This window comes from Mesorhizobium sp. M1334, from assembly GCF_040317995.1.
GTDB lineage: Bacteria > Pseudomonadota > Alphaproteobacteria > Rhizobiales > Rhizobiaceae > Mesorhizobium.
In genome coordinates this window covers 63136-88349 of sequence record NZ_JAMYLM010000013.1, presented here as the reverse complement: position 1 = coordinate 88349, position 25214 = coordinate 63136, and the positions used below count along the sequence as shown (strand labels likewise).

Genomic DNA, 25214 nt, shown 5'->3' with positions numbered 1-25214 from the left:
CTTGGTGAAGCCGGCCCGTAGCGGCAAGGCTGCTTCGGCAGCAAGGAACCTCGCTCTCCGTGCAGGGTTATTCACACGATGGCGTGGATTGGAGCACTGCCGAGCATTGGAGCTGTCGAGATGCCTTCAACTGCGATCAGAAACATCGACTACCAGCCGGCGACGAGGGTACTCTCGGTGTGGTTCGTCCCGAGCGGAAACCGCTATGATTACGAGGACGTTCCGCCGCAGGTCCACGCCGCGTTCCGCAAGGCTTCGTCGAAGGGCCGGTTCTTCAACGAACATATTCGCGACCGGTATAAATACCATCTGGTCGAGCAGAGCCATTCGAGCTGAGTCTTCCGACGCTTCTCAACCATGATCTCGGCTCTCCGCCATTCGTAGCCGCGCGGCAATGAGCGGACTTCGCAGTTGGTGAGCGACCTGATATTGATCATGGTTTCACCGGAAACATCGAAAGCCTGGAATGCCCGCCGAAGTCGAAAAAACCGAGCAGCTCCAGCAATTGCTCGATACCCCGCATCTGGCGGGCGTGCTGGATAGCGAACAATTCAAGAGATTTCTCGACCAGCTGCCGATCGCGATCGCAATTTCCGATCTCAGCGGCGACGAACGTGTCGTCTATGTCAATTCCGAGTTCCAGAAATTGTCAGGCGTATCCGTCGCCGAGCTCGAGCGCTGGAACTGGGCCGCACTGAGCGGAGAAGGCTTGAGCGAATACAAGGACCGGCCGCTGGCCCGGGCCATCGTCGAGGATATCGATCGTGCGGGAACATTCAGGATACAACGTGCTGCCGCAGCGCCAGCCATCGTCGATGTCTATTCGAACCTGATCGAGGACGAGCGCGGGCGACGGTCCTTTCGACTGGTCGCCCTTGTCGACGTTACCGCGCACAAGGCAAGCGACAGCGAGGCCATCGAACAACGCATTCGGGAAAAGGACATGCTGCTGCGCGAGTTGCAGCATCGGATGAAGAACAATCTCCAGATGATCACGGCTCTCATCAGATTGGAGGCCCGCAGTGCGGCGTCACCCGATCAGAAACGCTTCGAGCGCCTCGCCGGCCGCGTCGATGCGCTCGCAATTCTCTACCAGACGCTGTCGGTCGACGAACAGAAGGCCGAAGTGGACCTTGGCGTCTATCTCAGCCAGATCGCTTCCGCCGTGATGACGTCGCACGCCATGCAGGGCATCCGGCTGGACATGAAGGTCGATACCTATCCCGTGTCCATCAACGTGGCGATGCCAACGGGTCTGGTGGTCAATGAGCTTTTGACGAACGCGCTGAAACACGCCTTTCTGGGTCGCGAAGGCGGGACGATCACGCTGCGCAGCGTCGTCGACGGAGACGGTTTTCGCATCGTAGTCGCCGATGACGGCATCGGCCTGCCCGAAGGCGAGACCTGGCCGAAACCCGGCAAGCTCGGCGCGTTGATCGCTCAATCGCTGATTGAAAATGCCAAAGCCCGGTTCGAGGTGGATTGTGCCCCCGGCAAAGGAACGCGGGTGACCATCGTGTTCAACAGATCGGCCGCCGTCGCGACGTAGCCGGCCGAGCAAGCGCCATTCAAGGCCATCCGCATCAGCCAGGCCCGTCGATCACCTTGCGCGTGTGGCGGGCGATTACACCTTCTTCGTCGGTTGCGATGACGCGGACTTCGACCTTGCTGTCCGCCTGGCTTATGAGCGCTTCATGGGAGCTGTTGTCGGCTTCGTCGATCGCCACGCCGAGCCAGCCAAGCCTGCCGCAAATCGCTTTGCGGGCCGCGGCAGAGTGCTCGCCGATGCCGCCGGTGAAGACCAGGCATTCCAGCCCGCCCAGCGTATTGGCGAGGGCGGCAACTTCCCTGGCGGCGCGGAAGGCGAAAAGCTCCACCGCTTCGCGCGCCCGGCGGTCATCGCTGGCCTCCAGCGTGCGCATGTCGCCGGAAATGCCGGACACGCCGAGCAGGCCGGATTCCTCGTAGAGCATGTCTTGCAGCGCCTCTCCCGAAACGCCTCTTTCCAGCAGGAGGTACAAAAGCACGCCCGGATCGATGGCGCCGCAGCGTGTGCCCATGACCAGGCCGTCAAGCGCCGAAAAGCCCATCGTCGTATCGACGCTTCTCCCGTCGCGCATGGCGCACAGGCTCGCCCCGTTGCCGAGATGGGCGACGATGGTTCTTTTCGCCGCCAGATCGGGCGATATCTGCTTGAGCCGGCCCGCGACATATTCGTAGGAAAGCCCGTGAAAGCCGTAGCGGTGGATGCCGTCTGCCTCATAGCGGCGCGGCAGCGCAAAACGGCTGACCAGAGGCTCGATGGTCCTATGGAAGGCCGTGTCGAAGCATCCGACCTGCGGCAGGTCGGGCCGCAGCGCGGCAAGCGCCCGGATTGGTGCGAGGCTGCGCGGCTGGTGCAGTGGCGCAAGCGGCGTCAGCCTGTCGAGAGCCTCGATAACTGTCGGCGTCAGGCGGACAGGTTCGACGAACTCGCGTCCGCCATGGACGATGCGATGGCCGGCGGCGATCAGTTTCCTTCCGCCAAGTTCGTTCTCGATCCATTGCAGCATCTGGCCGAGGCCCATGTCGGGCGATGCGTCCGCGGCAAGTGGCCGATCGCACTGCAGCTCGCCATCGGCGGCTTTTGCGGTCAGCCTTGGCGCATCGCCCAGATCCAGCGAACCGCGCGACGCAAGATCCAGCTCGGCGGATGCTGCAAGGTCGTAAAGTCCGAACTTGATGCTCGACGAGCCGGCATTCAACGCAAGGATCGATCGTAGCATCAATCGCCGGCCCTTGTCGCGCCGTCCTGTGGCCAGGACCATTTCTGGATCTCGGGCATGTCCTCGCCATGTTCGCGGACATAGGCCTTGTGCTCAGCTAATTTCCCATGCAGCGCCGCGGCAAGCTCCTTCGCCCGCTCGGCCAGCCCCGGCACACGCGCGATCGCGGCGAGCGCCAGATGATAGCGGTCGAGCTGGTTAAGCACGACCATATCGAACGGCGTCGTCGTCGTGCCTTCCTCGCGAAAGCCATGCACATGCATGTTGTCGTGGTTGGCGCGCCGATAGGTCAGACGGTGAATGAGATAGGGGTAGCCGTGATAGGCGAAGATGACCGGCTTGGCCTTGGTGAACAGCGCGTCGAATCTGTCGTCGGCAAAGCCATGCGGATGTTCGGAATTCGACTGCAAAATCATCAGGTCGACGACATTGACGACGCGGATCTTCAGGTCCGGAACGCCCGAGCGCAGGATGTCGGCTGCGGCAAGCGTCTCCAGCGTCGGCACGTCGCCGGCGCAAGCCAGGACCACATCCGGATCTTCGCCCTTGGCAACCGTCCCGGCCCATTCCCAGATGCCCGCGCCGGCCTTGCAGTGCGCTTCCGCGTCCTCGGCGGACAGCCATTGCGGCGCCAGCTGCTTGCCGGCGACGATGACGTTGATGCGGTTGTAGGTTTTCAGGCAATGGTCGGTGATCCACAGCAGCGTGTTTGCATCCGGCGGGAAATAGAGCCTTACCGTGTCGGCCTTCTTGTTGGCGACGAAATCGGCAAAGCCCGGATCCTGATGGCTGAAGCCGTTGTGATCTTGCCGCCAGACATGCGAGGTCAGCAGGTAGTTTAGCGAGGCGATCGGCTTGCGCCAGGCAAGTTCGCCGGAGGTCTTCAGCCATTTGGCGTGCTGGTTGACCATGGAATCGACGATGTGGACGAACGCCTCGTAGCACGAGAACAGGCCGTGGCGGCCGGTCAGCAGATAGCCCTCCAGCCAGCCTTGGCAAAGGTGCTCGCTGAGCACTTCCATGACGCGGCCGCCGCGGGAAAGATGAACGTCGTAAGGCTCGATCCGCTCCATCCAGACCCGGTCCGTAACCTCGAACACGTCGTCGAGGCGGTTCGAGGACGTCTCGTCGGGTCCCATCAGCCGGAAATTCCTGGCCTCGGCGTTCAAGCGGATCACGTCGCGAAGATAGCTCCCCACGGTCCGCGTTGCCTCCCCAACAGTGCCGCCCGGACGCGGTACGTCGAGCGCCAGGCCTTTCCAGTCGGGAAGCACGAGGTCTTGCTTCAGCAGGCCGCCATTGGCGTAGGGGATTGCGCCCATGCGTCTTGGCCCTGTGGGCGCCAGCGCCGCGAGCTCCGCCAGGAGATGCCCGCCTTCATCGAACAGCGTCTTCGGTTCGTAGCTGCGCATCCAGTCTTCGAGGATCTGGCGGTGCGCCGCATCGCCGCGTGCGTTCGACACCGGGACCTGGTGCGAGCGCCAGAAATCCTCGACTCGTCTGCCGTCGACCTCTTTCGGCCCGGTCCAGCCCTTTGGGCTGCGCAGCACGATCATCGGCCACAGCGGCCGCTCTCCCTTCCAGCCCGCGGCTCGTGCAGGCTCCTGGATGGAGTGGATCCGGTCGAGCACGGTATCGAGCGTGCGGGCCATCTCCCGATGCATCGGGGCAGGCTCGTGGCCTTCCACGAAAAAGGTTTCGTAGCCATAGCCGAGGAACAGGCTGCGCAACGCCTCGTCTTCCATACGGCCGAGGATCGTGGGGCTGGCGATCTTGTAGCCGTTGAGATGCAGGATCGGCAGGACGGCACCGTCGGATGCCGGGTTCAGGAACTTGTTGGAATGCCAGGCCGCGGCGAGCGGGCCGGTCTCGGCTTCGCCGTCGCCGACGACGCAGGCAACCACAAGGTTCGGATTGTCGAAGGCGGCGCCGAAGGCATGGACCAGCGCATAGCCGAGCTCTCCGCCTTCGTGGATCGAGCCGGGTGTCTCCGGGGCAGCGTGGCTCGGCACACCACCGGGGAACGAGAACTGCCGGAACAGCTTTCGCAGGCCGTCTTCATCCCTGCCGATCTCGGGATAAATTTCGCTGTAGGTGCCCTCGAGCCAGGTGTTCGCGACCATTGCCGGGCCGCCGTGACCCGGCCCGCAGATGAAAAGAACATCGAGACCACGTTCACGGATGATCCGGTTCAGATGCACATAGATGAAATTGAGGCCGGGCGTCGTGCCCCAATGGCCGAGCAGCCGTGGCTTGATGTGCTCGGGCCGCAAGGGCTCGCGCAAGAGCGGATTGTCGAGCAGATAGATCTGGCCAACCGAAATGTAGTTCGCGGCGCGCCAGTAGCGGTCCATCAGATCCATCTGGTCAAGGCCGGTTGTTTGCGCAGTGGTGCGGGCCTCGTCGTTCATGGAAATGCCTCCGGAATACCCTCGTCCGTCGTTATCTGGAGTGGCGTCGCCTCGGAGAAAGGATTTGCCTCGAAATAAGTTTGGGCGGGCGCGGCCAGCTCCCGCTCGCCGATCCTGCAATCCGCCTCGCCCGACAAAAAGCGGGTCGGTCTTTTGAGGAACCTCGGGGCTTGCCAACGGTTAGGAAGATGCACCGCATTGCATGAATCCAAGGGGACTGCCGAGGCCCCCGGGACATCGACTGGCCAAAGTGCCGTTGAGCAGCTTGGGCGATTGTGGCGGAGGCCCGTAGGAGGAGCAAAAAATGCTCGATCTCTCCCATGCCCGCAACCAGATGGTCGACATTCACCTAAGCCGCCGTGGCATTCGCGACCGCAATGTCCTTCAGGCGATGCGCGAGGTCCCGCGCGAGGCTTTCGTCGAGCCCGGTTTTGAAGAATTTGCCTATGAGGACGGGCCGCTGCCGATCGCCGAAGGTCAGACGATATCGCAGCCCTATATCGTTGCGTTGATGATCGAAATGGCCGAGGTCGGAGCCGGTGACCATGTTCTCGAGATCGGCACCGGCTCGGGCTATGCGGCTGCCGTAATGAGCCGGATCGTCGAACGTGTCTACACCATCGAGCGCCACGCCGCGTTGGCTGCAACGGCAAGGCAGCGGTTTAAAAAGCTTGGCTACGACAATATCGCAGTCCGCACCGGCGACGGCACCAAGGGCTGGCCAGAGGCTGCACCCTTCGATGCGATCCTGGTTGCCGCCGCTGGCCCCGGCGCACCGCTCGCTCTGCAGGAACAGCTCGACGTCGCCGGCCGGCTTATCATCCCGGTCGGCGACGAATTCGACGCGCAGCGCCTGCTCAAGGTCACCCGGACCGGCGCAGCAACTTACACCGAGGAGGATTTCGGCGGCGTGCGGTTTGTTCCGCTGATCGGCGAGCAAGGCTGGGGCGAGCCAGGCAGCGACAGCCAGATAGCGGCCGATCTTCCGCACCGGCATCAGCGCAGGAGCAGCCTGCCGCAGATGATAGCGGCCGCCGCCGAACCGCTTCCGGATTTCGACGATCCGGCCTTCGGTGCGCTGTTCGACCGGTTTGCCGACCGCCGCGTCGTCTCGCTCGGCGAAGCCAGCCACGGCACGTCGGAGTTCTATCGTGCGCGCGCGGCGATCACGCGCAGGCTGATCGAGAAGCATGGCTTCACCATCGTCGCGGTCGAGGCCGACTGGCCCGATGCCGCGGCGATCGACCGTTACGTCCGCCACCGGCCACCACGGCCGGGCGCCGATCCGCCGTTCCAGCGCTTTCCCACCTGGATGTGGCGCAACACCGACGTCGCGGCGTTCGTCGACTGGATGCGAGAGCATAATGAGCGGATCAGGATATCCTCCCGGCGGGCCGGGTTCTATGGCCTCGACATCTACAATATGGGCGGGTCGATCGCGGCGGTCCTGCAATATCTCGACCGGGTCGATCCGCAGGCGGCAAGGATCGCACGCGAACGCTACGGCTGCCTGACTCCGTGGCAGAACGACCCGGCCACCTATGGCCGTGTCGCACTCACTTCCGGTTACCAGAAATGCGAGAAGGCCGTGCTTGAGCAATGCCGGGAACTGCTTGCCAGAGAGCTCGATTATGCGCAGCAGGACGGGTTCGATTTCCTCGACGCCACCCAGAACGCCCGCCTGGTCGCCTCCGCCGAGCGCTATTACCGCACCATGTATTATGGTGGCGCGCAATCCTGGAACCTGCGCGACACCCACATGTTCGAAACGCTGGAGCACCTGCTGCAGGCCCGCGGCCCGAACGCCAAGGCGGTGGTGTGGGCGCATAATTCCCATATTGGCGATGCCCGCTATACCGAGATGGGGATCGTCAGGGACGAATTGAACATCGGCCAGCTCTGCCGCCAGCGTCTTGGCGACGAGGCTGCCTTGATTGGGCTCAGTACGCATTCCGGGACGGTGGCCGCTGCCACCGACTGGGACGGCGACATGGAAGTGAAACCGGTTCGGCCTTCCCACAACGACAGCTATGAGCGGCTTTGCCACGACAGCGGCGTCTCGCCTTTCCTGCTCGATTTCGAGCGCGACGACACGCTGCGCCAACGGCTTCTGGAGCGCCGGCTGGAACGCTTTATCGGCGTCATCTATCGGCCCGAGACCGAGCTGCACAGCCACTATGCGGACGCCTCGCTCGCCCGCCAGTTCGATGCTTTCGTCTGGTTCGATGAAACCAATGCCGTCACGCCGCTAGGGCCGGAGCATGCGGGGACAGGCCTTCCCGAGACTTATCCTTTCGGGCTGTAGCGAATCTGGACGTTGGGCAAGCGGAAAATCGAAAGGAAGGAGGTCACCAATGGCCGGAAAGAAGACTCATGAGCAGCAATTGCGCATCATCGAAGAGCGCGAGAACACGAAAAACGCCGGCAAGGATTTCGACGCGGAAGCGGATTTGAAAAAGACCAGGCAAGAGCGCGAGGCGTTCCGGCGCGGTGCCGAGCTCAGATCGGACCCAAAGGATATTGCCGATCCCGACGATCGCCACATCATCCGCGGCGAGCACCAGGAAAGCGCCCACAACAAGCATCGCGCCGACCGCTGAACGGCCGGATCGCTTGACGTTAAGACAATACGGCGCCGGGTCCGTCCCCTGACCTTGTTGCCTGGGGCTATTCGGCAAAAAATGTCGCGGCGACAGCAATTGAGACGAGGCTCAGCATTGCCAGGCCTGCCCTGGCGACATGCGAAGCCTCCCAGGCGTTGCGCAAATCTCTCCAGTCGCCGGTCTGCTTTCGAGAGAACATTGAAAAAAACGTCGCGGCGGATTTCGGCAGGACAGTGTCTTGCACCCAGAAATTATTGACGGGGTGTGTGACCAACCAATAGGTCGCGTGCTCCGCCAGCAACGAGACAAGCGCCGCCAAGGTCCACCAGAATCGCGCGCTTGGATAGGGCGTCAGGTAAAGCAGGACGGCGAGTGCAATGATGCCGCCGATCTCGGCGAACCCGCCGATCGTGAAGCCGGGATAGTAGATGGCTGCACTGATCTGTAGGTGGCCTCCTTGAGGCGCAACTTGCCGGGCAATTCCAAGGCGTGCGCGAGCGAGAGCGCCATCGAGACGGCGACAACAGAAGCGTGGCGATCGTCAATGCGCGCATGTTTCCTGCTCCCGACCATGCCCTCGTGCTCCGCGCGTAGATAGGGTGGTTGGTGATCCTGAAAAGGCGCCCGACTTCGCCGGCGGGCTGTTCGGTCATTCCCCGATCTGGCTGGTCGAGCGTTCGTGGAGCCTGGCGCCGGTCTGCGCGTCGACCGCGACCATGCTGACCTCGTAGCCCCAGAGCTTGCGGATGTGGCGCAGCGTGGCGTCGCGGCTGCCGCCTTCCAGCACGATGCCGTCCTTGACCTTGTGCTGCAGGCGCAGATGCCGGTCGCCGAGCAGGTCCACATCCACCACCTGGATGTCCGGCCGGCTGGCGCCGATGTCGTAGCTGTGGGCGAGTGCGCTGCGGATACTCTCGTAGCCGCGCTCATTGTGTATCGAGGCGACTTCGTAATGGGGGTCGTTGGCAGCGTCGGCAAGCACAAAGAACCGCCATTTCCGTATCAGGGTAGGGCTCAGATATTGGCGGATGAAGGACTCGTCGCGATGGTTGGCCCAGGCGTCCAGCAAGGTCTGGCGCCAGTCGCCGTTGCCGGCGATATCGGGGAACCAGTCGCGGTCCTCGGCCGTCGGCGCGGTCGAGATGCGCTGGATGTCCTGCATCATGTCAAGACCCAGCGCGTAAGGGTTGATACCGGAAAAGCGCGGATCGTCGAAGCCCGGCTGGAAGATCACGTTCGAATGGTTGCGCAGGATCTCCAGCATGGCACCTTCGCCGATCAGCCCGCGGTCGAACAAAAGGTTCATCAGCGTGTAATGCACGAAGGTGGCGCAACCCTCGTTCATCACCTGCGTTTGGCGCTGTGGATAGAAATACTGCGCGATAACGCGGACAATCCGGATAACCTCACGCTGCCACGGTTCCAGGATCAGGCTGTTCTTCTCCAGGAAATAAAGCAGGTTCTCCTCGGGCAGCTTGAGCGATTTCTTGCGCTCCGCCATGGTGTCCGTCTCGCGGACCTTGGTGCCGTCCTTGGACGGCGGCAGCGTGCGCCACAGATCGTTGTAGGAGCGCTCCTCGTATTCCAGGCGCTCGCGAAGGCCCTCGCGCTGCTTTTCCGACGACAGCTTCGGCGGCCGGTGATATCTGAACACGCCCTGTTCCATCAGCGCGTGTGCGGCATCGAGGATCTCTTCCACCGCATCGACGCCATGCCGCTCCTCGCAGCGGGCAATGTAGCCCTTGGCAAAGTCGAGATAGCTGAGGATGGCGCCGGCGTCCGTCCACTGCCGGAAAAGATAATTGTTCTTGAAGAAATGGTTATGGCCGAGTGCCGCGTGCGCCGTCACCAGGGCCTGGAGGGCCATGGTGTTTTCCTCCATCAGATAGACGATGCAGGGATTCGAATTGATGACGAGTTCATAGGCGAGCCCTCGCCCGCCTTTGCGATAGAGCAGTTCCTGGTAGAGGTAGTGCTTGCCGAAGGACCAGTGCCGGTACATCAGCGGCATGCCGACCGAGGAATAGGCGTCGAGCATCTGTTCGGACGAGATGATCTCCATCTGTACCGGATAGGTGTCGAGGTGGAGCTCTTCGGTGGCGATCGCCTCGATGGTCTCGTAGGCGCGCGACAGCGTCCTGAAATCCCAGTCGGAACCGGAAAACAGCAGCCCGGATCTGCTCGCCATCAGCCCCCTCTTTCACCGCTCTTTTGATAGCCCGGCTGTCTGGCGAAGAGCTGGCGGAAAACCGGGTAGATGTCGGCCGCGGTGGCGATGCGGCTCATCTGGAAATTCGACCACCTCAGCTTGACCGCACTGTAGGCACGCCACAGCGACGTGCCGTTGTCGGTAGCGCCGAAGATATGGCTCTCGCGCTCGTCGAGGATCTCCACATAGGCGAAATACTGGCAGAGCCGCATGATCTGTTCGTCGAGCAGGGCGATGCAGCGCTCGGAATCGGTGACGAAATTGTCGCCGTCCGAGGCCTGGGCGACATAGATGTTCCATTCGCGGCTGGGATAGCGTTGCTCGACGATGCGGTGCATCTCCTCGAGCGCGGTGGAAACCACCGTACCGCCGCTCTGGGTGTTGTAGAAGAAGGTTTCCTCGTCGACCTCCTGCGCCTCGTGGGTGTGGCGGATGAAGACCACCTCGGTCCGGTCGTAGCGCCGCTTCAGGAACAGGTGCAGCAGCACGAAGAAGCGCTTGGCCAGATCCTTCTCGCGTTCGCCCATCGAACCGGACACGTCCATGAGGCAGAACATCACCGCGTTGGCGTTCGGCACCGGCTGTGCGTCGAAGCGGTTGAAGCGGATATCGACCGGGTCGACATAGGCGATCCGCTTGCGGCGACGCTCCAGTCGATCGAACTCTTCCTGCAGCGCCACGACGCGCTGGCGCGTCTCGACGTTTTGCGGCTTCGCCTCCAGCGACGCAATCTCCTGCGCGATCGCATCGAGGTCCTCCTGCTTGGGACGCCTGAGCGCTATGCGGCGGCCATGGCTGTTGCGCATCGTGCGCCCGACATTGATGTTGGTCGGCGAGCCGGTCGCGGCGAAGCCGGCCCGGCGCGGCTTGAAGGCGAGGATCTCCTTGAGGTTGAGCTTGACCATGTCAGGCAGTTCGAGGTCTTCGAAAAAGAGGTCGAGCACCTCTTCGCGCGACAGCACGAAACGGAAATCGTCCTCTGATTCGGTTCTCCCCGGGGCGGACCCCATGCCACCGCCCTGGCCGGGCTTGGGCAGCCGGTCGCCTGGGGAGAAATGCTTGTTGCCGGGCAGGACGTGCTGGCGGCTGCCGCTGTTCCTGGCATCGTTGAAGCTCGGCTCGCCGGTGCCCCGCGCCGGCATCGAAACGGCATGCTCGGCGTCCACGTCGGCGATCTTGCCGGTGCGGATCTGATCGCGGATGGTGCGCTTCAACTCTTCGCGCGCCCGCCGCAGGAAACGCTGCCGATTGCCGAGGCTTTTGTCCTTCGGGTTCAGTCGGCGATCGATGAAGATCGGCATATGTTACCCCGGGCTGGCTTCAACCCGCCTTGTTCACCCGCATGTACCAGTCCACCAGCCGGCGGACCTGGCGCTCGGTGTAGCCGCGCTGGATCATCCGCTGCACGAATTCGGTATGCCGCTTCTCCGTCACGCTGTCCTGCTTGGAGCCGAAGCTGATCACCGGGAGCAGGTCCTCGACCTGCCCGAACATCCGCTTCTCGATGACTTCGCGCAGCTTTTCATAGCTTGTCCATGACGGGTTGCGGCCATGGTTTCTGGCCCGCGCGCGCAGCGTGAACTTCACCACTTCATTGCGGAAGTCTTTGGGATTGGCGATGCCGGCCGGCTTTTCGACCTGCGACAGTTCATTGTCCAAGACCTCGCGATTGAGGATCTGGCCGGTATCGGTATCCTTGTAGTCCTGATCCTCGATCCAGGCATCGGCATAGGCGATGTAGCGGTCGAACAGGTTCTGGCCGTATTCGCTGTACGATTCCAGATAGGCCTTCTGGATCTCGTGGCCGATGAACTCGGCATAACGGGTGGCCAGCTCCGACTTTATGAAATCGAGATAGTCCGCCTCTGTTTCCTTCGGGAACTGCTCGCGCTTGATCGCCTCTTCCAGGATGTACATCAGATGCACCGGATCGGCGGCCACCTCTTCGGTGTCGTAGTTGAAGGTCTGCGACAGGATTTTGAAGGCGAAGCGGGTGCTGACGCCGGTCATGCCTTCATCGACACCGGCCGCGTTTCGGTACTCCTGGACCGACTTCGCCTTGGGATCGGTTTCCTTGAGGTTCTCGCCGTCATAGACGCGCATCTTGGTGTAGAGCGGCGAATTGTCGTGTTCGGCCAGGCGGGTCGAGACGGTGAACCGGCTGAGGATGTCGAGCACTTCCGGAGCGCAGGGGCTGTTAGCCAATTCGCTTTCGCGCAACAGCTTCTCGTAGATCTGCCGCTCTTCGGTGACGCGCAGGCAATACGGCACCTTGACCACCAGGATGCGGTCGAGGAACGCCTCGTTGTTCTTGTTGTTCTTGAACTGCAGCCATTCCGATTCGTTGGAATGGGCAACGATGATGCCCTGATAGGGGAAAGCGCCGAAATTCTCGGTGCCGTTGTAGCTGCCTTCCTGGGTGGCGGTCAGCAGCGGATGCAGCACCTTGATCGGCGCCTTGAACATCTCGACGAATTCGAGCAGTCCTTGCGTCGTCCGGTTCAGCCCGCCGCTATAGGAATAGGCGTCCGGATCGGACTGGCTGAAGTTTTCCAGCTGCCTGATGTCGACCTTGCCGACCAGGGCCGAAACGTCCTGGTTGTTCTCGTCGCCCGGCTCGGTCTTGGCGATGCCGATCTGGCGAAGCCTGGACGGCATCAGCTTGACGACGCTGAATTTGGAGATGTCGCCGGACAATTCGTCGAGGCGCTTGGCCGCCCAGGGCGAGATCAGGCCGGTCAGCCGCCGCCGGGCGATGCCGTATTTGTCCTCCAAAAGATCGCCCATGCGGTCGGGATCGAACAGCCCGAGCGGCGATTCGAAGACCGGGCTGACCTGGCCGCCGACCTTCAGCGTATAGATCGGACGCTGCTCCATCAGCCTTTTCAACTGCTCCGCAAGCGAGGACTTGCCGCCGCCGACCGGGCCGAGGAGATAGAGGATCTGCTTGCGTTCCTCGAGCCCTTGCGACGCGTAGCGGAAATAACCGGCGATACGCTCGATCGTATCCTCCATGCCGTAAAAGTCGGCGAAGGTCGGATAGATCTTGATCGTCCGGTTCGAAAAAATACGGCCGAGCCGCTCGTCCTTGCTGGTATCGACAAAGGTCGGCTCGCCGATCGCCTCGACCATCCGCTCGGGCGCCGAGGCGTACATCGACTTGTCCTCGCGGCAGGCAAGCAGATATTGCTGGAGGCTTATCTCCTCCTGCGCCGCATTCTTGTAAACCTCGGAAAACAGATCGAAGACGTCGGATTGATTCTCACGCATGGTATTCCTAGCCCCGGAGCCGATGTGGCTGCATGTTTGTCTCTTGAACAACCAAATGTTGGAAAGCCCTTGTGGTTCCCTTCACTTCGCAGAGAGTGCATGTGACCGAACGATAAGAGTCTAGATAAGGGCATCCTGAGTGCAGACAAGGCGTGGAACGTCCTGCTCGCGGCACAAAATCCTGAATCGCACCACGTCCTGCGGGCGACATCCAACAAGACGGAGGAACGGTTCGGGTCCTTTCCGGTTGTGAGGGAAAGGAGACGGTCGATGTCTGGGAATAGTTTGTGGTTGCTCGTTGTTGCAGGCGGTCCACTGCTGCTGGCAGTCCTGATCGCCTACGCCCTGCTCACGCAGCGCCGTCGCGGCCCGGCGGAGCGCAGGGAAAGCGAGCGTGCGACCGAGCGCCTGTATCAGGAAAAGAAGGACTGACCGACGGGATCGCAGCTCAGCTGCCGGCAACCGCCAGCCCGGTCGCTTTTTCGGCGCGGAGCAGCATGCCAAACAGGTCGCGCGGCTCATCGGGATCGGCCAGAAGGTCTAGTTCCTCGTAAAGGCCGGTCCGCTGCAGCTGATCACGGACGTAGCGCAGCGCGGAAAAATCCTCGATCGCAAAGCCGACGGAATCAAACAATGTGATCTGTCGGGCATCCGTCCGGCCTGCTGCCGTTCCTGTCATCACCTGCCACAATTCGGTGAGCGGATGATTCGCATCGAGCTGCTGGCTCTCGCCTTCGATGCGCGTCTGCGGCGGATATTCGACGAAAATGTCCGAGCGCAGCAGTATGTCGCGATGCAGCTCGGTCTTGCCCGGGCAGTCGCCGCCCACCGCGTTGATGTGCACGCCGGATCCGACCATGTTGTCGGTCAGGATTGTTGCCGACCGCTTGTCGGCGGTAACCGTGGTGATGATCTCTGCACCTTCAACGGCTTCCTGCGCCGACGCGCAGAGCTTGATGTCGAAACCCATGCCGGCAAGGTTCCTCATGCATTTCGTCGAGGCCGCCGGGTCGATATCGTAGAGACGCAGCCTGTCGACGCCAAGCAGCGCCTTGAAGGCAATCGCCTGGAATTCCGATTGCGCACCATTGCCGATGATCGCCATGCACCTGGCGGCCTCGGGAGCAAGGTATTTCGCCGCGACGGCCGAGCTTGCGGCGGTTCGGAGCGCGGTCAGGATGGTCATTTCCGAAAGCAGCATCGGATAGCCGTTGCCGACATCGGCAAGCACGCCGAAAGCGGTCACGGTCTGGCGGCCGTCACGCGTGTTCTTCGGATGCCCGTTGACGTATTTGAACCCGTAAAGCTGTCCGTCGCTGGTCGGCATCAGCTCGATGACGCCGTCAACGCTGTGCGAGGCGATGCGCGGTGTCTTGTCGAACAGCTCCCAGCGCCTGAAATCCTCTTCGATATAGGCGGCAAGCTCGAGCAGGAAGCGCTCGATGCCGATGGCAAGCACCAGCTTCATCATGCGGTCGACGCTGACGAACGGCACGATGTTCAAATTCACGGTCATGGCTCAGAACCCCCTCGTCGGGCGATCCATGATCCGCCGGCCCATCAGGCTCGCTGTCAGGTCGACCAAAAGCGTGGCTGTGCGGCCGCGTTCGTCGAGAAAAGGGTTGAGCTCGACCAGGTCGAGACTGGTGACGAGGCCGCTGTCATGCAGCATTTCCATCGCCAGATGCGCCTCGCGGAAGGTGGCGCCGCCGGGAACGGTGGTGCCGACCGCCGGGGCGATCGACGGGTCGAGAAAATCGACGTCGAGGCTGACGTGCAGCATGCCGTTGGCGGCGCTCACCCGTTCGAGAAAGGCGCGAAGCAGTTGCGCAATGCCGTGCTCGTCGATCGAACGCATGTCATGGACCGTCACGCCGGCTCTGCGCAACGCTTCCCGTTCCGCCAGGTCCACGCTGCGGATCCCCAGCGCGCATATGCGAGCCGGGTCCACCTGCGCTGCAAGGCGGGGGAAATAGCCCTCGAAGCCGGGCTGCCCGCTGGCATAGGCCAGCGGCACACCATGCAAATTGCCGCTGGTGGTCGTGTCGAGCGTATGAAAATCGGGGTGCGCATCGAGCCACAGCACGAAGAGCGGCCGGCCGGCATTCGCCGCCCGGCGGGCAATGCCGGCGAGCGTGCCGGCCGAAATGCTGTGGTCGCCGCCGAGAAAGATCGGCATCGCATCGGCGCTCGCGGCATAGGCCGTTTCGCTGATTGCTGCCGTCCAGGCGGCAATTTCCGGCAGCGCCTTCACCGCCGCGTTGCCGTGTACGACGGGACGCATATCGGCAGGGACGATCGTTCCGAGGTCGGTCAGCGTATGGCCGAGCTCGGTCAATGCGGTGGCCAGGCCGGCCGTGCGCAGCGCACTCGGCCCCATCTCGCAGCCCATGCGGCCTGAGCCGGCCTGGATCGGTGCGCCCACGATCGTGCAATGCATTCTCATACCCCGCCAATTGCGATGCCTTTATTGAAGCCCGCATCGCTGGCAAAATGAACATGTCAAATTGGCAAATTTGTCGAAATGCCTTACCATAGTGGCATCATCTACTTCCGTTGTGAGCAATCATGGACCAGCTCGACGAGCAGATCATCACCTCTTTGCGGCACGACGCCCGGCGCAGCATTTCCGATCTTGCCGTCGGCCTGGGTGTCTCCCGGGCGACGGTAAGGTCCCGGATCGAGCGGCTTGAAAGGGACGGCGTCATCGTCGGCTACACCGTCATTCTGCGCGCCGACGCGGTCGATCAGCGCGTGCGTGGCATCATGATGATCGAGATCGAAGGCCACGCCGCCGATCGCGTCATTCGGGCGCTGGGTGGCTTCTCCGAGGTCTCGACCATCCACACCACCAATGGCCGCTGGGATCTGGTGATAGAACTCGGAACCCAGACCCTGAGCGAGTTCGACGCGGTGCTGAGACGTATCCGCCTGATCCCCGGAATTACCGGCAGCGAAACAAGCCTGCTCCTGGCAACGCCACGCACCACCAAGGCTCGGCTGTGATCCTCGAGTAACCACCTTGCCCTGTAGCGGCAACGAAATCCGAAGCCGCGGAACCTTCAATTGCCGCCGTGGTTGGGCTCGGACAGGCCTCCTTCGAGGGAGAACAATCATGGCTCACGCCCAGCAGGAACTGGTCGAATTCGTTATCAGCAAAGCCTTCAACCCGGTCATGCGAGCCAAACCGGACGGAAAATCCGATGCCGAGCGCAAGACGCTCGAACACGTCCAGCAGGCCACGAAGACCGAGATTGAGCGCTATCGCCGCTACGGCTCGGCCGAGGAGGTCGCGACCAACTTCAGGCGCGACCTGAATTCCGACGCTGCCAAAAAGTTGCACGCCCAGCTGCGCCGACTGCATCTGCCGACGATCGAGGACATTCGTGACGACTTCGAGGACAAGGCCCGCAAGCTCGGGGTCAAGGCCTCGTCGTAGATCCGCGACCGATCGCCTCGGTGACGTCCGTCAGGCCGTCATCACAATCCATCCTTGGTCGGAGGCCACCCTGACCGAGCTGTCTCGGGGATGTTGTCCGACGTCAGCTCGCCGCGATTGAGCTTTTCAATCGCTTCATCGGCTTCGCTTTCGTCGAGACCGGAAAGCGGCAAGCCATCGACCACGACGGCTTCGTCGCTCTCGCTGTCATAGACCTCCCAGAGGCCTTCCGGATCCTGTCGTTTGTCGTAAACGGTTGGCATGGCGATTTCCGTAACCACTCCTGCAGGCAAGGCCGCCATTGCACGCCCGCCACCCATTTCAGGGCCTGGGCCTTTTCTGACTTGCTGCCTGCCCGAAACAAACTCGGGCCATTTGTGGATGTTCCCTGCCGGAGGCGTGCTTGACTTCAACCTGACATGGCTAGAATCGGCCGGCTTCTCCGATCGGCCCTCGGATCGCCTGGGTCACGACGGTGTAACGCGTGATTTGACCCTCCTCCGGGTCCTCCCCGTGGAAATGGATTGCCGCGTTCGGCGGCAGCCGCGCAGTGCTGCCGAACTGCTTGACGGCGGAGACATGCACGATCTGCATGTCGGGGTCGCGCGTCATGGCGTCCATCGCTGCCAGCTCGGCGCTGCTGCTGCCACCGATCCGCCAGCTGGCTTCCAGCACACCCGATCGCCAGATGCCCGAGGAATCGACACCTTGGCCGATGTCGTAGTTGCGTCGCGAAGCGAAGAATCCTGGATAGCCATCCATCGCTGCGTCATAGGTCCTCGCCTGCGCCACGGCCAAACCCAGCGCCGGAGATAATCGCAGCTCATCCAGCGCCTCCCATCCGCCGCGCACCACAACCAGATCGGATCCGCCGTAAACGGGCTGTCCGTCGTTGTCGGTCGTCGTCCGCTGGGTGCCGTAATAGCTGATCGACAATTCGTCGATCATGGTTCTGCCAACGCTCAGCGTAACGATGTCGCGAAGCTGCGTTTCGAGAACAAGGCCGTATTCGCTTAGCTCAGACGATGGATATTGGTCCAGCAGCCTTTCGACATCGCCGACTGTCGCGGCGGTGTGCTGGTCGCGGCCCCGCGAAGCGCGCGGTGGCTTGAACCGGACCAGCCCGAGCTCCAGCAGACGTTGCGCTGCGCGCAGCGCGTCATGGCGTGAAAATGCAGTGTAGCCGGGCAGTACGGCCGCGGCGACGGCGCTGCCGAAGCCGGCGGGCCATTCTTTTGGCCGTGCCGCCGATCCGTCCACCAGCTCGTGGGTTATGGCCTTGGTGGTTGCGAGGCGCCAGGGCACCACCCCGCCGAAGAGATCGTCGGGCCCGTTTATGCCCAGTTGAACCGCATCGGCAGCAAGCAGGCTGTCGTCCGGCACGAAGTACAGCCCGCCGCTGTCACCGCCACCTTCACGCAGGCCCTGGCGGAAGGAAAATCCCTTCAACGCTGCAATCGTGCGCGCGACGGCAGCGACGGTTTCCCGTTCATGGGCGTAGATGGTCTCGCCGCCCGGCGCGGAGAATGCGACCACAACACCTTTCGCCCCGCTTGATTGCCTACCGCTTAGCCCGGTCATGTCGCGCCCTTCGTCCATTGCCGAGCCCATTGCCGTTTCCGCGGCAATGCGTCCGAACCAAAAAACCCGTTGGCGCGGCGAATGTTCCGGCCAACGGCCGGCTGCGGGTTTGACCGGGTGGCTGCCCGGAGCTTCTTGCGGTCGACGTCGAGACGCTGCGTCCCGGCGAGAAGGCCGCCGTAGACGACGTGCTGAAGGAGGCCGCCCCACACGTCCTGGGAGACGCCGACGTCGTCGGCACATTCGAACGGGCTTGAGACCGGAGTTCGCTGTCGCATGAACTGCGGCCGATGGCCGGAATAATCGCTAAATCAGCGGTTCATGTTCATGATCGCGTTCATCGGCATCAAATTGTGGTCGAGATTGGCCATGATCCAGATCGAGCCGCCGATCACCAGAACTACGATCAGCACGCCGAAGGCAAGCGCCAGGGCGTTGTTGGTGTTGTCCGGTCCCGTCGTGATGTGCACGAAGAAGACGAGATGCACGCCCATCTGGGCGATCGCCAGCACGACCAGCGCCACCGGAACGCCGGGTGCCCATACCAGGTCGGTTCCGGGCAACCAGAACGAGGCGATGGTCAGCAGCGTTGCCAGCCCGAGGCCGATCACATAGCCGCGTAGCCCGGATCCGACGTCGGTGTCGCCGAGGTATTCGTCACCCGGCGCCGTATCGATGTCGTAGCGCTCCAGGCCATGGGTGTCGCGCCGTTGCGCGTGGCGATCATCCGCATTGCTCATCGACTTGCTCCCAGGAGATAGACCACGGTGAACAGCGCGACCCAGATGATGTCGAGGGCGTGCCAGAACAGGCTGAAGCACATGAAACGCCGAAGAATATCGTCGCGGAATCCCTTGGCGAAGATCTGCGCCATCATCGTGAGCAGCCACAGCAGCCCCGCCGTGACGTGAAGGCCATGGCATCCCACCAGCGTGAAGAACGCCGACAGGAAAGCGCTGCGCGTCGGTCCGGCACCACTGGCAACCATATGCACGAACTCGCGCAACTCGAGCAGGATGAAGCTGGCGCCGAGCACGAAGGTGACAGTCATCGCGACATAGAACCAGGAGCTTCGCCGCGCTGTCACGGCAAGGCCGGCGAGACCGCAGGTAAAGCTCGACAACAGCAAAGCGGCCGTCTCGATCGCGACGTTGCGCAGGTTGAACAGCTCGGCCCCGCTTGGTCCGCCCGCCGTCTTGCCCGCCAGCACGGCATAGGCCGCGAAGAAGGCGGAGAACATCACGATGTCGCTCAGAAGGAAGATCCAGAAGCCATAGCCGACGACGATCCGGATCGGGGCCGGGCCGCCGGGTGCATGGCCGTGCCCGCCATGGATACGGTAAGGGTCACGCTCTCGAACGTCTATCGCGGTCATGGCCTTGGCCCCGTGTAAGTAGCCAGTGCCTCGCGGCGCGCGCTTCGGTTGGCGCGGTCGATCCGGGCGACTTCGGCGGCAGAAATGACGTATTCGGGTATGTCGCGCCATGCGAATACGACGAAGGTAGCGAAAGCACCGAGCGCGCCGAGCGCCACCATCCACCAGATGTGCCAGATGAGAGCGAAACCCATCACGGTCGCAAAGAAGGCGCAGATGAACCCGGTGGGACTGTTGCGCGGCATCTCGATCGGCTCGTATTCAGGCTCGTCGCGCAGGCGGTTTTGCTCGCGTGCCCGCTGCTTGATGCTCCAGTAGGGCTCTTCGCCCTCGACGTGCGGAAGCGCCGCGAAGTTGAAGACCGGCGGCGGTGAGGGCGTGGCCCATTCCAGCGAGCGCCCGTCCCAGGGATCCCCTGTGGAATCTCGAAGCGCCGCACGCTGCCGGATGCTGACGACGAGCTGTATGATCTGCGCGACCACGCCGGCGGTGGTGATGATCATGCCGGCGCCCGCAACCAGCACCCAGGGATACCAGGCCGGCACGTCGAAATGCTGCATGCGGCGGGTCATGCCGAGCAGGCCGACGGCGTAGAGCGGCACGAAGGTGGCGTAGAACCCGATCAGCGTCAGCCAGAAGGCCAGCTTGCCCCAGCCCTCGTGCAGCCGGAAACCGAATGCCTTGGGAAACCAGTAGGTATATCCGGCGAAGGCGCCGAACAGCACGCCGCCGATGATGACGTTGTGGAAATGCGCCACCAAGAACAGGCTGTTGTGGAGCAGGAAATCGGCCGGCGGCACCGCCAGCAACACGCCCGTCATGCCGCCGATGACGAACGTCACCATGAAGCCCAGCGACCACAGCATTGGGGTCGCGAAGCGGATGCGGCCGCCATACATGGTGAACATCCAGTTGTAGATCTTCACGCCGGTACCGACAGCGATGATGCTGGTGGCGATGCCGAACGCAGCGTTGACGTCGGCGCCGGCGCCCATGGTGAAGAAGTGGTGCAGCCACACCATGAAGGAAACGATGCAGATGAAGAGTGTCGCGGCCACCATCGAGCGGTAGCCGAACAGCGGCTTGCTGGAGAAGGTGGAGATGACCTCCGAGAAGATGCCGAACGCCGGCAGGACGAGGATGTAGACCTCGGGATGGCCCCAGGCCCAGATCAGGTTCACGAACATCAGCATGTTGCCGCCGGCTTCGTTGGTGAAGAAATGAAAGCCGAAATAGCGGTCGAGCGTCAGCATCGCGAGCGTGGCTGTGAGGATCGGGAACGCGGCGACGATGAGCAGGCTGGCGGCGAGCGAAGTCCAGCAGAACATCGACATCCTGAGGTAACTCATGCCGGGCGCCCGCATCTTCAGGATCGTGGTGACGAAATTGATGCCGGTGAGCAGCGTTCCGACACCCGCTATCTGCACCGCCCACAGATAGTAATCGACACCGACGCCCGGCGAGTAGGCGGTCTCGCTGAGCGGCGGATAGGGCAGCCATCCGGTGCGCGCGAACTCGCCGATCACCAGCGAGATGTTGACCAGCAGCGCGCCGGTGGCGGTGAGCCAGAAACTCACCGAGTTGAGCGTTGGAAAGGCAACGTCGCGGACGCCGAGCTGCAGCGGCACGACCAGGTTCATCAGGCCGATGACGAACGGCATCGCCCCGAAAAAGATCATGATGGTGCCGTGGGCGGAAAAGACCTGATTGAAGTGGTCGGGCGGCAGATAGCCGGGCGCCTGGAAGGCGAGGGCCTGCTGGGACCGCATCATGACGGCGTCGCTGAAGCCGCGCAGCAGCATCAGCAGCGCCAGCAGCGTGTACATCACGCCAATCCGCTTGTGATCGACGCTGGTGATCCATTCGCGCCACAGATAGGGAAAATGGCCGGCCAGGAAGACCCAGGCCAGCACGCCGAGGATTGTCAGGGCGACGACCGCCGAGGCGATCATCGGCAGAGGCTGATCGAACGGAATGACGTCCCAGCTCAATTTTCCGAGCATTGTCAACCTCCTGTCTTGGGCGATACGCCCGGCTCGGGGCGATCGGCCTGGGGACCGGGCGCGGGCGGAACGCCCTGCGTCGCGATTTCATGGAAAAGGTCCGGCTCGACCGAGCGATAGGTTGAAGGTGGCACGTCGATGCTCTGTCTGGCTAGTTCGTGGTAGCTGGCCTTGTCGAGTGCCTGTCCCCGGCTTCGCGCCGAATTGACGAACGCGTCGAAGGCATCCGCTGCGACGGCATGCAGCACGAATTGCATACCTGGAAAACCGTCGCCGCTGAAATGGGCCGACCGCCCATAGAATTCGCCGGGCTGATCCGCCTGCAGGTGAAGCTGCGTCGTCATGCCGTTCATCGTGTAGATCATGCCGCCGAGCTGAGGCACGAAGAACGCATTCATCACGCTTGCCGAGGTGAGCGAGAAATGCACCGGCCTGCCCGCCGGTACCACAAGCTGATTGATGCTCGCGATATTCTGCTCGGGGTAGATGAACAGCCATTTCCAGTCGAGCGAGATGACCTGCACCTCGAGCGGCTTTTGCTGGGAATCCAGCGGCTTCATTGGATCGAGGTCATGCGACCCGATCCAGATGATGCCGCTCAGAAACAGGATGACGAGGATGGGGATCGACCAGACCACCAGTTCGATGCGCCCGGAATAGGCCCATTCCGGCAGGTACTGCGCCCTTGTGTTGGTTTCCCGGAACCACCAGGCAAAACCGAGTGTCGCCAGGATCGTCGGGATGACGATGGCCAGCATGATGGCGACCGAATTGAGCAGGATCGTCCGCTGCGCGGCGCCGACTGGTCCTTGCGGGTCGAGTACGCCGCCCTGGCAGCCGGCAAGCAGCGCGGCAAGCAGCATCGTGGCGCCGACGCGGCCAACACGGATGGCCGCACAATTTCGAACGATCGCCCTCAGCAACATGAGATCTCGCCGTGTCCTGAAAACCGATTGGAACGTTGCAGGCAGCGTGGCTGCCAACCCCGAATGTGCGCGCCGGTGTGCTCCTGGCGACAGTTTCTTCACGCACGGGGGCCCCGGCTCGCAGAACCACATGCGGCGGATGTCATCGTTAAGCGGTCGACCTGTCGAGAACCCCTCCAAATCCTAAAAAACCAGCGGCAAATCCCAAGCAACCAGAGCCAAATCCTAAGAAAACCAGAACCAAAATCCCTAAGAAACCAGAAACAGTACCCAGATCGAAGTTATCGCCAGAAACGTGGCGAATGCCAAGGCGGCAAACCGGTTCATGGCCGCGCCCATAGTTGGTCCATTTAGTCCGCTCCCTGCGACGTGGCTGCTGATTCCAGTGATGCTGCTCTGGAGGGCTGCGCCAACCGAACGAATGTTCGTCGCGAAAGTTCCCAAAAACCTAGATCCACCGCAGCCTTTGGTTGCAGCGCAGGGCGGCAACGCGATGCGAACCAGGGGCGGCTGGGCGGCTTTCTGCCAACCGGAAACGAGTTCGGCTTTGCGTATGTAAAAACTACTTGTGTAGGTGAAAATAGTTGCTACTAATCGGCTGGGCCGGCGCATGGGCGGCTCTGGGAGGAATTTCGGCATGACAAGACTGCGCGGCCTCGCGTGGGATCACCGACGCTGCTGGGGGCCGCTCGAGGCCAGCATCGGGCCGTATTGCGCCGCCAATCCCGGTCTTGAGATCGAATGGGACCGCCGCAGCCTCTATGAGTTCGGCGAGGGCGCGCTTGGTCCGGTGCTCGGCGCCTATGATCTTGTCGTGTTCGACCATCCGTTCATCGGCGATATTGCCGAAGGCGGGCTGATGGTGCCGTTCGATTTGTCGGCTGAGCAGCGCCGCGGCTTCGAACGGGATTCGGTCGGCGCATCCTGGCAATCCTACGCGAGGGACGGGCGCCAATGGGCGTTGCCGATCGATGCTGCCTGCCAGGTTGCCTCGTATCGCCCTGATCTACTGGAGCGCTACGGTTCGTTGCCGCACAGCCATGACGAGGTGCTGGAGCTCGGCCGGCGCGCCTTGAAGGACGGCAGATGGCTTGGGCTGCCGTTGGTGCCGACTGATGCCATGTGCCTGCTTTTGACGCTCGGTGAGCCCCGCGAAGACGGCGACGAGTTCATTGCTGGGGAAAAAATCGCGCAAGCCGTCGGGCAGTTGCGCCAGCTTACGGCGCTGTCGCACCCGAACTCGCCGAAATGGAACCCGATCCGCTGCTACGATCATATGATCGCGCATGACGACGTGGTCTACGTGCCGTTCGCCTTCGGCTATGTGAACTACGCCTCCAGGGCAGACAGGCCGTATCTGCGCTTCGCCGACGTGCCGACGCCGCGATCCGCCGGCGCCTTGCTCGGCGGTGCCGGCATCGGCGTCAGCGCTCAATCGAAACACAAGCAGGCAGCCGTCGATTACGCGCTGTTTCTGTGCTCGCCCGGCTATCAGCGCGGCGACTACGTGAAATCCGGCGGACAGCCGGGATCGCTGGCGGCGTGGCAGGATGCCGAGGTCAACGCTCTCTCAGGCGGCTTCTTCGCCTCGACGCTGGCGACGATCGAAGCTTCCTATCTTCGCCCGACCCATCCGGGCTTCATCAGCTTCTTCCGCCAATGCGCCCCTCACGCCGCGGCGGCCATCACCGGCGAATTGCCGGCGGCGGAGCTCGCGGACCGGCTGAACCGGCTCTATCGCGAGACCAGGCATGGCCAGCCGCAACGGAGCGTCGCGTAATGGCCACCGATATTGCCCAGATCGTCGACGAAGGCGAAAGCGGCCGCAACGGCTACCGCGTGCCCGCTGTGGAGAAGGCGCTCGACATACTGGAATTCATGGCTGCCAGCGGCGAGCCGCTGACCCAGACCGAGATCGCCACCGGAATGGGGCGTTCCATTCACGAGATCTATCGCATCCTGCTGCTGCTGGAGAAGCGCGGCTACATTTTCCGGACGCAATCGGACCGCTTCCGCCTGTCGCTGAAGCTGTTCGAACTGGCGCATATGCATCCCCCGGTGAACCGCCTGGTCGAATGCGCGCTGCCGGTGATGCGCGGCCTCGCCGCCAATGCCGACCAGAGCTGCCATCTCGTCGTGCGCGAAGGCAAGAGCGCACTGGTCGTGCTGCAGATCGATTCGCCTTTGCCGATGCGTTATTCGGTTGCCCTTGGCTCGCATTTCCCGATCCTCGAAACGAGTTCCGGCGCGGTGCTGCTGGCGCATTCGAGCCGCGCCGAGCGCGACCGCATCGTGGAGCGGATCGTCGCTGCAGGCGAAGGCCAAGGCAGCCGGGCGGAAATCGAAGCGCGGCTGAACGAAGTCGCAAGGCTCGGCTATGAAATGCGCGCCTCGCTGGCTGTCGAGGGCTGCATCAACATCTCGACGCCGGTGCGCGACCATACCGGCGCGGTCATTGCCGCGCTCACCGTCCCGTTCCTGCCGCAAAAGGCCGCGCGCTTCGATCGCAGCACCGTCTTTGAACGGACTAAGGCGGCGGCCGAGACGATATCGGCGGCGCTGGGCGCGGGCGAAGCTGCCGTCTCTTCACGTGCCGACCCGGAACGGCGGGACTATCCGTTCAGCAACTGAC

23 protein-coding genes are annotated in these 25214 nt (G+C 62.5%); 9 read left to right on the top strand and 14 right to left on the bottom strand.

The genetic code is table 11. The features are described from left to right. Positions 1 to 120 precede the first annotated feature (120 nt). Complete coding sequence (locus tag NKH17_RS21365; RefSeq protein WP_352476940.1) at positions 121 to 336, top strand: KTSC domain-containing protein; 216 nt, start codon at positions 121 to 123, stop codon at positions 334 to 336. Positions 337 to 466: 130 nt separating this feature from the next. Continuing rightward, the gene (locus NKH17_RS21360; protein ID WP_352476942.1) at positions 467 to 1549 is read left to right on the top strand and encodes a sensor histidine kinase; all 1083 of its coding nucleotides are present in this window, start codon (positions 467 to 469) and stop codon (positions 1547 to 1549) included. A gap of 34 nt (positions 1550 to 1583) precedes the next feature. Here NKH17_RS21360 and NKH17_RS21355 read toward each other — a convergent pair whose 3' ends face one another. Further along, positions 1584 to 2765: an acetate/propionate family kinase gene (locus tag NKH17_RS21355; protein WP_352477097.1), complete on the bottom strand. Its 1182-nt coding sequence runs from the start codon at positions 2763 to 2765 to the stop codon at positions 1584 to 1586. After that, entirely contained in the window at positions 2765 to 5176 is a 2412-nt protein-coding gene (locus tag NKH17_RS21350) for a phosphoketolase family protein (protein ID WP_352803216.1), read from the bottom strand. Before NKH17_RS21350 ends, NKH17_RS21355 begins: the two co-directional genes overlap by 1 nt. 304 nt (positions 5177 to 5480) lie before the next feature. On the opposite strand from NKH17_RS21350, the gene NKH17_RS21345 reads away from it, so the two are divergent. Then, a complete protein-coding gene (locus NKH17_RS21345; RefSeq protein ID WP_352898371.1) occupies positions 5481 to 7481 on the top strand; it encodes a protein-L-isoaspartate(D-aspartate) O-methyltransferase in 2001 nt (666 codons plus the stop codon). Between the two features lie 49 nt (positions 7482 to 7530). Continuing rightward, entirely contained in the window at positions 7531 to 7776 is a 246-nt protein-coding gene (locus tag NKH17_RS21340; RefSeq protein ID WP_352897540.1) for a hypothetical protein, read from the top strand. Between the two features lie 67 nt (positions 7777 to 7843). Here the strand turns inward: NKH17_RS21340 and NKH17_RS21335 are convergent, their stop codons facing one another. The 4 genes from NKH17_RS21335 to NKH17_RS21320 all read right to left on the bottom strand — a co-directional run bounded on the left by NKH17_RS21335 (position 7844) and on the right by NKH17_RS21320 (position 13258). Then, entirely contained in the window at positions 7844 to 8098 is a 255-nt protein-coding gene (locus NKH17_RS21335; RefSeq protein WP_352898373.1) for a hypothetical protein, read from the bottom strand. A gap of 330 nt (positions 8099 to 8428) precedes the next feature. After that, entirely contained in the window at positions 8429 to 9967 is a 1539-nt protein-coding gene (locus tag NKH17_RS21330; protein WP_254815784.1) for a SpoVR family protein, read from the bottom strand. Beyond that, a complete protein-coding gene (locus NKH17_RS21325) occupies positions 9967 to 11289 on the bottom strand; it encodes a YeaH/YhbH family protein (protein ID WP_352647931.1) in 1323 nt (440 codons plus the stop codon). Before NKH17_RS21325 ends, NKH17_RS21330 begins: the two co-directional genes overlap by 1 nt. A 19-nt stretch (positions 11290 to 11308) precedes the next feature. Further along, the gene (locus tag NKH17_RS21320) at positions 11309 to 13258 is read right to left on the bottom strand and encodes a PrkA family serine protein kinase (RefSeq protein WP_254815786.1); all 1950 of its coding nucleotides are present in this window, start codon (positions 13256 to 13258) and stop codon (positions 11309 to 11311) included. Between the two features lie 270 nt (positions 13259 to 13528). Between NKH17_RS21320 and NKH17_RS21315 the strand changes: the two genes are divergently transcribed. After that, a complete protein-coding gene (locus tag NKH17_RS21315) occupies positions 13529 to 13690 on the top strand; it encodes a hypothetical protein (RefSeq protein WP_254815787.1) in 162 nt (53 codons plus the stop codon). Between the two features lie 16 nt (positions 13691 to 13706). Here NKH17_RS21315 and ocd read toward each other — a convergent pair whose 3' ends face one another. Both ocd and rocF read right to left on the bottom strand, forming a co-directional pair. After that, on the bottom strand, positions 13707 to 14774 hold the full coding sequence (gene ocd, locus NKH17_RS21310; protein ID WP_352898376.1) for an ornithine cyclodeaminase: 1068 nt from the start codon (positions 14772 to 14774) through the stop codon (positions 13707 to 13709). Positions 14775 to 14777: 3 nt separating this feature from the next. Beyond that, entirely contained in the window at positions 14778 to 15698 is a 921-nt protein-coding gene (gene rocF / locus NKH17_RS21305) for an arginase (protein ID WP_352476948.1), read from the bottom strand. A 128-nt stretch (positions 15699 to 15826) separates the two neighbouring features. Here rocF and NKH17_RS21300 point away from each other — a divergent pair, with 128 nt between their 5' ends. Together NKH17_RS21300 and NKH17_RS21295 are read left to right on the top strand one after the other, a co-directional pair. Next, the gene (locus tag NKH17_RS21300) at positions 15827 to 16264 is read left to right on the top strand and encodes an Lrp/AsnC family transcriptional regulator (protein WP_352476949.1); all 438 of its coding nucleotides are present in this window, start codon (positions 15827 to 15829) and stop codon (positions 16262 to 16264) included. 109 nt (positions 16265 to 16373) lie between these two features. Continuing rightward, entirely contained in the window at positions 16374 to 16697 is a 324-nt protein-coding gene (locus NKH17_RS21295; RefSeq protein WP_352476950.1) for a hypothetical protein, read from the top strand. A gap of 41 nt (positions 16698 to 16738) precedes the next feature. Here the strand turns inward: NKH17_RS21295 and NKH17_RS21290 are convergent, their stop codons facing one another. From NKH17_RS21290 to cyoA, 6 genes are all read right to left on the bottom strand, one after another. Continuing rightward, positions 16739 to 16960 (bottom strand): hypothetical protein, encoded by a 222-nt coding sequence (locus NKH17_RS21290; RefSeq protein ID WP_254815792.1) that lies wholly within the window; start codon positions 16958 to 16960, stop codon positions 16739 to 16741. Between the two features lie 160 nt (positions 16961 to 17120). Then, positions 17121 to 18308, bottom strand: coding sequence for a DUF3182 family protein (locus NKH17_RS21285; RefSeq protein ID WP_352898379.1), 1188 nt, complete (start codon positions 18306 to 18308; stop codon positions 17121 to 17123). 281 nt (positions 18309 to 18589) lie between these two features. Continuing rightward, positions 18590 to 19018 carry a cytochrome o ubiquinol oxidase subunit IV gene (gene cyoD, locus NKH17_RS21280; RefSeq protein WP_352898382.1) on the bottom strand — a complete coding sequence of 143 codons (429 nt, stop codon included), beginning with the start codon at positions 19016 to 19018 and terminating at the stop codon, positions 18590 to 18592. Then, the gene (gene cyoC, locus NKH17_RS21275; RefSeq protein WP_352898384.1) at positions 19015 to 19653 is read right to left on the bottom strand and encodes a cytochrome o ubiquinol oxidase subunit III; all 639 of its coding nucleotides are present in this window, start codon (positions 19651 to 19653) and stop codon (positions 19015 to 19017) included. Before cyoC ends, cyoD begins: the two co-directional genes overlap by 4 nt. Beyond that, complete coding sequence (cyoB, locus tag NKH17_RS21270) at positions 19650 to 21656, bottom strand: cytochrome o ubiquinol oxidase subunit I (protein ID WP_352898386.1); 2007 nt, start codon at positions 21654 to 21656, stop codon at positions 19650 to 19652. The genes cyoC and cyoB overlap by 4 nt, the downstream gene beginning before the upstream one ends. 2 nt (positions 21657 to 21658) lie before the next feature. Then, the gene (cyoA, locus tag NKH17_RS21265) at positions 21659 to 22582 is read right to left on the bottom strand and encodes a ubiquinol oxidase subunit II (protein ID WP_352972196.1); all 924 of its coding nucleotides are present in this window, start codon (positions 22580 to 22582) and stop codon (positions 21659 to 21661) included. A 637-nt stretch (positions 22583 to 23219) separates the two neighbouring features. Between cyoA and NKH17_RS21260 the strand changes: the two genes are divergently transcribed. Beyond that, entirely contained in the window at positions 23220 to 24362 is a 1143-nt protein-coding gene (locus tag NKH17_RS21260) for an extracellular solute-binding protein (protein ID WP_352898391.1), read from the top strand. Then, complete coding sequence (locus NKH17_RS21255) at positions 24362 to 25213, top strand: IclR family transcriptional regulator (RefSeq protein WP_352647913.1); 852 nt, start codon at positions 24362 to 24364, stop codon at positions 25211 to 25213. Before NKH17_RS21260 ends, NKH17_RS21255 begins: the two co-directional genes overlap by 1 nt. Position 25214 lies beyond the last annotated feature (1 nt).